This window comes from Vibrio xiamenensis (assembly GCF_900100015.1).
GTDB classification, from domain to species: Bacteria; Pseudomonadota; Gammaproteobacteria; order Enterobacterales; family Vibrionaceae; genus Vibrio; species Vibrio xiamenensis.
The window spans coordinates 1-9,756 of record NZ_FNDD01000058.1 but is presented as its reverse complement, the minus strand read 5'-3'; the positions used below and the strand labels follow the sequence as shown (position 1 = coordinate 9,756).

General features: G+C 45.3%; 10 protein-coding genes and 1 pseudogene. 4 read left to right on the top strand and 7 right to left on the bottom strand.

Going from position 1 to position 9,756, the window contains the following annotated elements; translation table 11 throughout:
- Positions 1–19: 19 nt before the first annotated feature.
- From BLS03_RS24795 to BLS03_RS26265, 7 genes and pseudogenes are all read right to left on the bottom strand, one after another.
- Positions 20–370 carry an ASCH domain-containing protein gene (locus BLS03_RS24795; RefSeq protein ID WP_176765696.1) on the bottom strand — a complete coding sequence of 117 codons (351 nt, stop codon included), beginning with the start codon at positions 368–370 and terminating at the stop codon, positions 20–22.
- 165 nt (positions 371–535) lie between these two features.
- Positions 536–1,093, bottom strand: coding sequence for a single-stranded DNA-binding protein (locus BLS03_RS24790; RefSeq protein WP_093279520.1), 558 nt, complete (start codon positions 1,091–1,093; stop codon positions 536–538).
- The gene (locus BLS03_RS26000) at positions 1,093–1,308 is read right to left on the bottom strand and encodes a DNA translocase FtsK (RefSeq protein ID WP_281241248.1); all 216 of its coding nucleotides are present in this window, start codon (positions 1,306–1,308) and stop codon (positions 1,093–1,095) included. The genes BLS03_RS24790 and BLS03_RS26000 overlap by 1 nt, the downstream gene beginning before the upstream one ends.
- Positions 1,309–1,317: 9 nt before the next feature.
- Positions 1,318–2,229, bottom strand: a pseudogene (gene rdgC, locus BLS03_RS24785) (recombination-associated protein RdgC); the annotation flags it as partial.
- Between the two features lie 216 nt (positions 2,230–2,445).
- Positions 2,446–3,168: a bacteriophage antitermination protein Q gene (locus BLS03_RS24775; protein WP_093279518.1), complete on the bottom strand. Its 723-nt coding sequence runs from the start codon at positions 3,166–3,168 to the stop codon at positions 2,446–2,448.
- A gap of 10 nt (positions 3,169–3,178) precedes the next feature.
- Positions 3,179–3,778 carry a hypothetical protein gene (locus tag BLS03_RS24770; protein ID WP_093279517.1) on the bottom strand — a complete coding sequence of 200 codons (600 nt, stop codon included), beginning with the start codon at positions 3,776–3,778 and terminating at the stop codon, positions 3,179–3,181.
- Between the two features lie 9 nt (positions 3,779–3,787).
- Complete coding sequence (locus BLS03_RS26265) at positions 3,788–4,027, bottom strand: helix-turn-helix domain-containing protein (protein WP_143015695.1); 240 nt, start codon at positions 4,025–4,027, stop codon at positions 3,788–3,790.
- Positions 4,028–4,169: 142 nt separating this feature from the next.
- Here BLS03_RS26265 and BLS03_RS24765 point away from each other — a divergent pair, with 142 nt between their 5' ends.
- The 4 genes from BLS03_RS24765 (at position 4,170) to BLS03_RS24745 (ending at position 9,541) form a co-directional block, all read left to right on the top strand.
- Positions 4,170–4,862 carry a helix-turn-helix domain-containing protein gene (locus tag BLS03_RS24765; RefSeq protein ID WP_093279522.1) on the top strand — a complete coding sequence of 231 codons (693 nt, stop codon included), beginning with the start codon at positions 4,170–4,172 and terminating at the stop codon, positions 4,860–4,862.
- 361 nt (positions 4,863–5,223) lie between these two features.
- Entirely contained in the window at positions 5,224–8,850 is a 3,627-nt protein-coding gene (locus tag BLS03_RS24755; RefSeq protein WP_093279515.1) for a plasmid replication protein, CyRepA1 family, read from the top strand.
- Positions 8,850–9,065, top strand: coding sequence for a hypothetical protein (locus tag BLS03_RS24750; RefSeq protein ID WP_093279514.1), 216 nt, complete (start codon positions 8,850–8,852; stop codon positions 9,063–9,065). Before BLS03_RS24755 ends, BLS03_RS24750 begins: the two co-directional genes overlap by 1 nt.
- An 80-nt stretch (positions 9,066–9,145) precedes the next feature.
- Positions 9,146–9,541, top strand: coding sequence for a hypothetical protein (locus tag BLS03_RS24745; protein WP_093279513.1), 396 nt, complete (start codon positions 9,146–9,148; stop codon positions 9,539–9,541).
- Positions 9,542–9,756 lie beyond the last annotated feature (215 nt).

The window sequence follows — 9,756 nt, the reverse complement described above, 5'->3', positions numbered from 1 at the left end:
CCTGGTAATAACTGGTACATCACGCCACCTCCTCTGCAGCAACAACATCGAAATGAACCTGAGTGGCATGTTCATAATCGAAGATAGGGCGCTGGTAGCAGCTGCGTAAGTTGGCCAGTAAATCTTCCAACGTATCAAAACCATCTAAACGAGCGTCATTCAGTTCTAAATCAGAAAGTAAAACGGGGTTAACGTACCAAATGTTAATCGTCAATGTTGCTTGAGTATCTTGGTTAACGATTAGCGCAAGACCCGGCGTGATTTCTTTACGTCCAAGTCGAATTGTGGTGAGCTTTTTGCCAGCTAATACACGCTGAAAATTATCATTGCTCAGCGATAAAGTTGTTTGATTGTTATTCATCATATCCATCCGATTCACCATCGTAGTAAATTGTGCCAATGGCCTCAGGTACGGGTTCCGTTCTCCACGTTGGAACCCATTTATCTAACCAACTCATAGCCTGCGTCTGAGACATTCGGTTGTGCTTCATTACATAAGCTACGAGTTGGTTCGAGTCAGCCTGCATGTTTGACCTTATGAACAGGTGTAAGCAGTACGAGCACCGCGAGAAAAGGTGTCGCGAAATGGAATGTCATCATCAAAGTCCATTGGCGGCTCATTGTATTGAGGCTGGCTTTGCGGAGCTGGTTGATGATTTGATGGCCCTCGACCTGGTGAGGATTGATGTTGACTCGCAGCAGGCTGCTGTGGCTGGCCCCAACCGCTACGATGATCACCGGATGTACCGCCGAGCATTTGCATCACGCCGCGAAATGGCTGAACGACAACTTCAGTCGTAAAACGGTCGATACCGTTTTGGTCCTGCCACTTCCTGGTCTGCAACTGGCCTTCGATATAAACCTGTGAGCCTTTCTTTAAATATTCACCGGCGACTTCCGCAATCTTGCCGAACAGCACCACTCGGTGCCATTCGGTTTTCTCGCGAGCTTGGCCAGTCTGTTTATCATTCCACTTTTCGCTAGTGGCTAATGCGAAGCTGGCAACTGCGCCGCCAGTAGGCATAAAACGCACTTCTGGGTCTTGGCCAAGGTTGCCAACCAAGATAACTTTATTGATACCGCGAGAAGCCATTATTCAGTCTCCTCTGCAGTGATAAGAACAGAGCGAAGGCCATTGTGAGATTCGCTTGAAACAACACCGAGTTCTTCTAATGCCTCGACAATTCTGGCGGCGCGGTTATAGCCGATTTTAAAGTGACGCTGCAGGTTGCTGATACTCGCACGTTGAGTTTCTACAATATGTTTTTTCGCTTCGGGAATGAGAGAGTCGAACTGTTCATCTTCCATAGCTTGTGGCGCATCACCTTCTGGTAAGCCACCCAAACCAACATACAAATCTTTAAGAAAAGCTCTTAACTCTCCACAAACCAAATGAAAATCAGCGTCTAAACGAGCAAACTGATCTTCCATAGGGATGTCATCATTTTGGTCTGTGATTACATCGCTAAATTTCAGCTTTTTGATGGTGCCTTTTTCTGAAAGCGTGAACTCTATTCTTTCCTGCCAATCCAAACGCAGTTCAGACACCATTTTGTCTGCGTCAATACAGGATTTAACTTCATCAGAACCAACGTCTTGTCGCTTAAAAGTGGCGGTACCACCATCGGCCAACACCGAAACAAGCTTGATATCTTCAAGGATGGAAAATCCAGACTCCAACTCGCCATGTTTAACCCACTCGGTTAACGTTGACTCAATGGCTCGTTCTGGAATAGCTGGCACCACTGGCAAACTACCGATGGTTTTTCGAAGTAACGCAAGCGCCTGTTCAGCAGCAGAAAATGAACTGCAGTCAACCACAATAAAATGGTTATCCATATCAATAAAAACAGGAGTGAGGGTGAATTTACTAAACGCCCGAGGAAGAAGAGCCTGCATAACATCATCTTTTAGATCGTCTTTCTCACCTTTTTTCAACGGTCCGCCACGGAGTTCTTCTAGCGCTTTAACTCGCTCATCCAGTGCCGATTTAATCACCTGTGAAGGAATGTCTTTCACTTCCTTTTTAGCAACGATCATCGCGCACCCTGCGCCACTGTGAATAAACAGTTCGCTCTGTTCGCCAAGCGCAGGCGTCCACCCAAACTTGCTTTTATCCAAATCAAGGCAAGGGGTAAAAGAAAACTCTTTTAATTGTGTCTCTAACTTTTCAAGATCAAAAGTAACGTTGCGATTTAGACGGTAAACCATCGCGTTTTTAGGAAAAATCATGCTATCTCCTGGCGTAGATATATTTCTAAGTATTCTGGTACTGGGTAATGCGCGTCGTAGTTCTTCGCCCAATTGCGATACACTTGCTCATCCCCAGCGCGGTTTAACAAAGCCCAATTTGCGATTGCAGCAGGGCGGTTATCGAATGGTCCAACTTGGTACTTGCAGTTAGGGCAGTACAAAATTAAACCTTTAACTTTGCTGTAGCGCCATTCAGGCAGCCACGTATTCTCTGGCTGCATCCCGAAGTACAGATTGCAAAGGCATACGGGCATATCCTCTGGAAGTTTTTTCGCGGCGTCCTCGTTCATGCACATAATCAAGCCCATCCTTATCAAAGTCGTCCAAAATGCGATTTAGGCGCTGCCAGCGCTTAGCCCATGACTTTTCCCATGCCTTTTGCTTCTTTCCTGACAACTGAGCAACCTGCACTTGGGTCAGCTGCATTCGGCAAGCATTCAACGCATCGCGTTTTTGCATGCAAGCCAGTGTGGCAAGATGTTTAACCAAGGTCTGAGAATCGCGGCCTAAGCTGCGTGACTCTTGCTCGTAAAACGCATCAAGTAAGGTTTGAAGAAGAACGGCTGTCGGACACTGCGCACCTTCGCTATAACAAAAACGCAGCCAGTCGCCGATATGTTCTGGAGCACTATTCATAGTGCGAACCAGTTTTGAATGTTTAAAAGCTTGTGGACACAACGGCATAGGGGATTGTTTAAACTGTTTGCATGCCAACGTTGTAACCACAGGAGTTTGAACTTTCGCCAGTTCCCGACCTTCGTCGCCAAGAACGGCGTGAAAGCCTTTGCGTTGAAATCGTGCATCGCTGTTCCCATTATTTTCAAAGCCCTCTAACTGGCCTTTAGATTTAGGGATGACCAAAAGCGCTAAGCGCAGCTCTTCTCTCAAGCCTTCCTCGTTATACTTCACACCCATAGCCAAACCTCTAATCAAATAAAGTGCTGTTTCGGTAAGCCTTGACAGAAGCAGGCTCAATACCTGTCGCTCGGTAAATTGCGCCGAGTTCTGCCATCAAAATGCCGATGCATTCGGTGATCTCGTTGGCGTAATTCATTAACTCAACGGGATCATCATCAGCAGAAAAAACACCATCCATTGCAGGGTTAGATTGGATGAGAATATCGCCCCATTCCTTTGCCATTTGAGGCAAGTGAGAACGTGTGTCGTGATTTTGGGACCGTGGCGCCATTGCTGTTAGTGCCACAAAGAATGAACCGAGAGCTCCGCACAATTCGTTTTTAAGCGGTTGTTGATACTCGGCTGGAAGTGAATAAATAAGTGGGAAAATCCAGTTAATTGCTGGGTGGTTTTCGCCATCAATGTATCGAACCAAGCGGCGAGATTGGCTTTTATACCACTTCTCCACCTCCGTGGTCGGTTCGGTGAGTTCACCTGCAGCAATCAATGCTGGGATAACACGCTCTCGAGCAAACTTCTCTGTCGCGATGCCTGTGCTTTCCAGGTAGCATTTGATATGACGAGTCATGATTGCTGACAATCTGTTGTCACTTTCTCGACGTTTCATTCCTAAAACCTACTGACTATCATTTGTTATAGTGAAGTCAGGGAAGCGTTCTGGGTATACCAAGTGCTCAAGCTCTAAGCCAAAATCTTTATATCTCTCAAGCACCTGATAACACACTTCAACTGACGTATTTCGCGATATCCCCCTTTCTAGTCGGCTCAACGTCGAGCCGCTAGAACAGACTTCCAAGGCCAAGAAATCCATGGAGACACCCTCATATGCCCTGCATTTCTGTAAAGGTGTTTTCATATGGCTATTTTATGCATATTTGGGTGAAAGTTGAAATATTTTCTGATTTATTCTGTGACGGGTCAGTCATATATGAAATGAACTACAATTTTTCATATATGAATGATGAATGTTGAATGTTGACCTATTCCGAGTGAGTATCATGGAACTGCATACGCTATTAAAAGCAGAACGAAAAAAACGATTTAGCATGGATGATGTTGCGTCCACGTTTAAAGAGTGGGGCATTGATTGCTCGCAATCGACCTTGTCTCGTGTGGAAAATGGTTCCATTCCGAGCTGGCCCATCGTCGACGGCTATTGCAAATTATTCGGCTGGTCACTGGCAGAGCTAGAAAGAAGGCTTGGGCGAACCTCATCAGCCAAACCTGTGAGCGTTGACAACATCATTGAACGTAAGCGAACAGTGATGCCAACCCATGGCCGAGAGATTGCCGTTCTTTCTTGGGTGCAAGCAGGTAATTGGGGCGAAAGCCCAAGCATCGATACTCATAACCAGGAAATGAAGTTTGTGCCGGGTAAATCACCAAAGAACTCGTTCTTACTCAAGGTTAGCGGCACTTCTATGGAGAACTGCGAAGGCAAGGATCATTTCCCAAACGGCAGTTATATCTTGGTAAACCCTGATGTTTCAGGCGATGTAGATGAATACGTAGGAAAGTTTGTTGTCGCGGTGGACGAGGCAACCCAAGAAACAACGTTCAAGCAGTTGATTGATGATTGTGGGATAAAGTATTTAAAACCACTAAATCTTCAATACCCTGTGATAAAAGTAACTACAACCACTCATATAAAGGGTGTAGTATGTAGGGTAATTGACGATAGGCGAGTGTAGTAAGCTCAAATATTCAAAAAAGAATTAAACAAAACATTACTGATCTCTTGCCCATTTATGCATAGATCGCTTACTATTGTGGCGATGGTAACGAATTATGCATGGTGAGCAAAGTGATTATTGGAAAAGCGATAAAAACAAAGTGCTATGCATTTGATTTAAAAGAAATTTCAAGAATTACAGATACAAAAAAAGCCGGTTGTGGCGACCGACTTTTTTCATGTGATAGGCTAACTAGAATTAACCAAACACCGCAATTTGTTGGTTACAATTCTAGCGGCCTCTTTGCGTATGTGCAATAGAAAAAGTTAACTAATCGTAATTTTTTCTGTTGTGTATCTGTCTTTATGACGGACCGAAAATGGCTAATTATATACAACTAGAATTACATGAGGTTGAGGAAGCGCTCAGCCATATTGACCCAAACCTACCTTATAAAGACTGGTCCAAGATTGGACGAGCCCTTTATTCAGAGTTCGGCGATCAAGCCCGAGATATCTTTGAAAGCTGGTCTGCGACTGGCGGCTCTTACAACAAGCGTGAATTTAATGCCTGGTGGAAAAACTTCCGCCGTGTAAAGCGTACTGGCTTCGGGTCGTTTATCTATGAAGCGATGCAGTCAGGGTGGAAACCTCAACGTCAAGACCGTACCGAGGAAGAACGCCAACGCATCTTTGCGGACTTCGAAAAACGTAAGCAACTCGCACAGCAAAAAAGAGCCCAAGCAGAGCAAGAGCAATGGCAAGCGTTAGAGCAAGAAGAAAAGCTATTCAATAGCTGGCCAACGCAGTTCGCGCCGACCCAATACATGCTGAATAAGCAGATGGCCAACGTCAGCAGTTTTGTCGATGTTCGCCTTGGCCGCGATAAATTCAATCACCCATGCTTGGTATGGCCTATCTATGAACAGCTATTTAACCAAGGCCGCTTTTGCGGCTTTGAGCGTATCTTAGACAAATCATTTCAAGTAGGCGCTAGAACAGTAAACAAAGTATCGAGTGATAACGCCCGTACTGATATCGGTTTTTGCACCTTTGGCCAACTTTGCGACCATGGACCCAAACGTGTGTTTGTGGTCGGTGGTTTTGCCGATGCTTACGCTGCGCACGTTTCCACAGGCGAAGTGATTGTCACCCCAATCGGGGAAGGTAACATTCCGCACATCATTGAACTGTTGAAGCAGCAGCGACCTGACATCCAATTCATTGCCGCGCCAGATAACGACAAAGCGGGTATTGAAATGGTTGAACGAGCTGGCGGTTATTGGTCACTGCCAACAACCGAAGGCTTTGACTGGAGTGATACGTTTGTCAACTCCGGTATGGACGCGGTTTCTGAACAACTTCTCAATGTGAAGGGCTTTGAAACTATCGAGTCCGATTCACGCTATTTACAAGCAGAGATTCGTAAAGGTTTGAATCTGCTTGCATCGGATATGGGTACGGGTAAATCAACGACTGTTCAAAACTTCATTCGGAAAAACCCTCACTTAAAAACGCTGGTAATTTCTCACCGTGTTGCGTTGGCTAAATCGCTCAAGTCTGGCTTGAACGTTGAGCACGTAACCGTTGAATTTTACCAGGACCTGATTATCAAAGATCCAGTCCCTGGCACCGATACCAACATGGCACTGCGCAACGCACAAATTTTGGTTTGCTCGGTGGATTCGCTTTGGCGTTTAGCTGGATCACAATGGGATGTGGTATTCGTTGATGAATTCGAGCAAAACCTTGCTCAGTATTATGCGAAAACCATTCAATATGGTGAGCATTGTCTTAACTATCTGCAGTTCGCGTTAAACAACAGCCAAACGCAAATCTTAGCCGATGCGCACCTTGGCGATCTGGCATTTGATTTCTGCCATTACATTGGCCTGCACTCTGGCGTCTACTTCAAAAACAACTTCCAAGTAGCAAAAGGCAAAAAGCTATTTGTCTACGAGTCTAAAGACCACCTGCTTGAAGAAGTCATGCAGCAAGTCATGGCGAAAGGTAAACGCTACATTTACGCCAACTCTAAAGAACAAGTGAAAGCGATTGGTACGGCTATTGAGCAAGAAAGAGAGCGTAACCACTATGATGGTTCAGTATTGGTTGTTCATGCAGATGTAACCGGAACTGAGGAAGTGAAAACGGCATTAGAAGATATCAATGCGATTGTACCAAACCTTGATGTTCTGATCGCATCGCCAACGCTCGGTACTGGCTTTGATATCAAATCCAACGCTCACCAATTCGATAAAACCATCGGGTTTTTATCGTCTCGGGTTGGCACTGCAGAAGAAGGTCATCAAGGCCTTAACCGAGCGCGTGATGTTCAAGAGTTTCACGTTTACCTGGATAACGCAGAGCGCAGCGAACCAACCGACCCAACTTACATTCAAGATAAGCTTATTGAACAAGTGTCTGCAGAAACAATGAAGCTTCTGCAAATTGACCCGACTACGGGTGAATTTACAAGCCGTAATGCGCTATATGAATGGTTGTTCTGTAAAGTCAAAGCAAAACAAAATGAGTCATCCAACCGCTACCGCGCCAGGTTCTTAGAGCTTGCTGAGCGTGGGGGTTACCAAATCATCGAAGTGGCCAAGCAAAAGTTGGCTGCGGAGTTTGGCGCCACAGTCCGTGAAGAAGCCAAAGAGCGTAACAACCGCATCAACCTTCGCGACATTGAACAAGCACCAGTGCATATTGGCGAAGCGTTCAAAACTGTAATGCGCAACGGCGAAGATTACACTCCAACTGAAATCACTAAATCAAAAGTGAACTTCGACCTGCATTTGGATGCGGCCAGCGACGAACAAATCGAAACCCTGCTGCCGTTCGCCAAAGAAGTATATGAAAACTTCGCTCACGATGGCGCGAATATCAAACACAATCAAGAAGACCAAGCGATTGAAATGCCAAGTTCGCTTAACAATGCGGTCTTAACAGCATTAACGTTTAAACAAACCAAAAACCGCTTTGTGGATTCAATTAAAAAGCTTTCGTGGGTTAACGTCGATGAGAGCTCAGCAAAAGCCTTTGATATGAAAGACGTCCAACACGCAGAAAGTCGCGTGAGCTGGCGTCACCTTTCAATTAAGCGTGGTCACCTGATCAAGCTACTGCAAGCAGCTGGCATTGACGAAAATCTGAATTACAACGGCAAGCAATGGACAGCAGACGAACTCAGACCCGTTCTTCACGCTTGGTTGCGTAAGAAATCCACCAAAGATCGCCTGTTCAAATATTCTGGGATTACGGTTTCAGCAAAAACACTCGAGCAACCAGTGCAATGGTTCAATAACCACTTGCGCTCATTTGGTGTGCCGATTGAGTCAACCAAAAAGCGCATAAGCAATAACAAAGTGGTCAATGCCTACTTTGTTCACTTGCCAGAATGGGAAGCAGTTAAAACCCTCGTAACGCTCCGCTCTCAAGGTATTGAAGAAAGCCTAAAAGATGCAGAAATTCTGGATGCAGACACAATCCAACGCCAGGTAAGCACCTTTATTAACGAGCTCACCACAACCCAATTTAAAGCCGGGTACAAGGTTCGATTCGATAAGCTAGACGAACAGTGCCGCTTAACGGGCCTAGTTGATTTACGCGATGAACTAGCTGCCGCTTTCGCGCCATACCTATGTGAAATCGAAGATCAAAAAGCCAAAAAATATGATCCACCTTCGCCACTGTTTATTAATAATCAAAACGGGCAAGGTGGATCACAATCTATTGCCCACCAAAGCAGTAATGACGGGGCTTCTACGCATATAGAGGGGGGAGAAGAAGGATCTCTCTTTACGTTCCCAGAATCAGCGACCCTCCTACTCAGCAATGAACACCGCTGCGTGGTGAATGAAGTGGCGAATATTGCGGTAAATACGCATCAGCTTAACGCTAAGCAGGTTGTTCGCGTCATGTTGGAATATGGCTTAGAAAACATTAAGAGCAGCGCTGAGGCGTGGGCTGGCTCGATTAAGCAAGTCATTTTGGAGGGAATTTAATGTCGAACCCTATTATTGAAACTCGTTACGCATTTAGCCGCCGGGTCGCCAGCGGTGAAACCTTACCTTGTGACATTATCGTTCAGCGATGGATGGAAAAACGAATGGCACCTGGTGTTTTATTGGCTCGTGGGGTTCGTTCGTTGTGCTATCAACTTGGGATAAAGCGCGCTTGCTTGTCAGCGTTAGACGTTTTCTCCAAAGCTGTGTCCTGAAGCACTCCTTACGCCTTATCTTTTTCAATAAAGCGGATTAAAATTTAATACTAAAGTTGTTGAATAGGAACAAGGCACACATGCTTACAGATAAAGTTAACCGAATAACCAACAAGCTGTTCAAATATTGGTTTGTATTAATACTGGCGATTGTCGGCATCGCGTTCTTGCGTAGCGGAGAAACGCCACAGGAAGTTTCTGCCGCTCAGTCTGAAATATGGAATGCATATAAAGGGACAGGTGTTTATTCAAAACTAGCCTGTCGCTCTGGGCAAGTTGGCGCCAACTGGCTGGTGTTATGCGAAACGGGCGGTAATAACGGTTTGTATGAAGTCGATATTCAGAGTGAAGGGCGATTTGTGATTTATGCGGTTAATGGCACAGCCAAAACCCACGCTGAGAAGATGGGCAAGCCTTACCATTTTAATCGTGATTCATCGGTCGATATCGGTCAGGCCCTTAAAGAATTAGGATAAAAAGAAACCGCCAAACGGCGGTTTTTTATCTATTGATATTCTGTTTAAACAATACTGCTGTCTTGAGACATAGCGGCTAGTTGAGCTGCATGCCCTTTTCTGAATGCATCACCAATTTCACAGGATGGATGCTCAAATACATGATTTACATTATCACTGTTACCACATAAAGCAGCGTTAGCACCCTCATAATACGCTTCTAATTGAGCCTGATT

What these genes read in the sequence shown, in the direction of transcription:
- BLS03_RS24770 (WP_093279517.1), bottom strand. Translation starts at nt 3,778, where the DNA reads ATGAAACGTCGAGAAAGTGACAACAGATTGTCAGCAATCATGACTCGT.
- BLS03_RS24775 (WP_093279518.1), bottom strand. Translation starts at nt 3,168, where the DNA reads ATGGGTGTGAAGTATAACGAGGAAGGCTTGAGAGAAGAGCTGCGCTTA.
- BLS03_RS24750 (WP_093279514.1), top strand. Translation starts at nt 8,850, where the DNA reads ATGTCGAACCCTATTATTGAAACTCGTTACGCATTTAGCCGCCGGGTC.
- BLS03_RS26265 (WP_143015695.1), bottom strand. Translation starts at nt 4,027, where the DNA reads ATGAAAACACCTTTACAGAAATGCAGGGCATATGAGGGTGTCTCCATG.
- BLS03_RS24755 (WP_093279515.1), top strand. Translation starts at nt 5,224, where the DNA reads ATGGCTAATTATATACAACTAGAATTACATGAGGTTGAGGAAGCGCTC.
- BLS03_RS24765 (WP_093279522.1), top strand. Translation starts at nt 4,170, where the DNA reads ATGGAACTGCATACGCTATTAAAAGCAGAACGAAAAAAACGATTTAGC.
- BLS03_RS24745 (WP_093279513.1), top strand. Translation starts at nt 9,146, where the DNA reads ATGCTTACAGATAAAGTTAACCGAATAACCAACAAGCTGTTCAAATAT.
- BLS03_RS24790 (WP_093279520.1), bottom strand. Translation starts at nt 1,093, where the DNA reads ATGGCTTCTCGCGGTATCAATAAAGTTATCTTGGTTGGCAACCTTGGC.
- BLS03_RS24795 (WP_176765696.1), bottom strand. Translation starts at nt 370, where the DNA reads ATGGATATGATGAATAACAATCAAACAACTTTATCGCTGAGCAATGAT.
- BLS03_RS26000 (WP_281241248.1), bottom strand. Translation starts at nt 1,308, where the DNA reads ATGGAAGATGAACAGTTCGACTCTCTCATTCCCGAAGCGAAAAAACAT.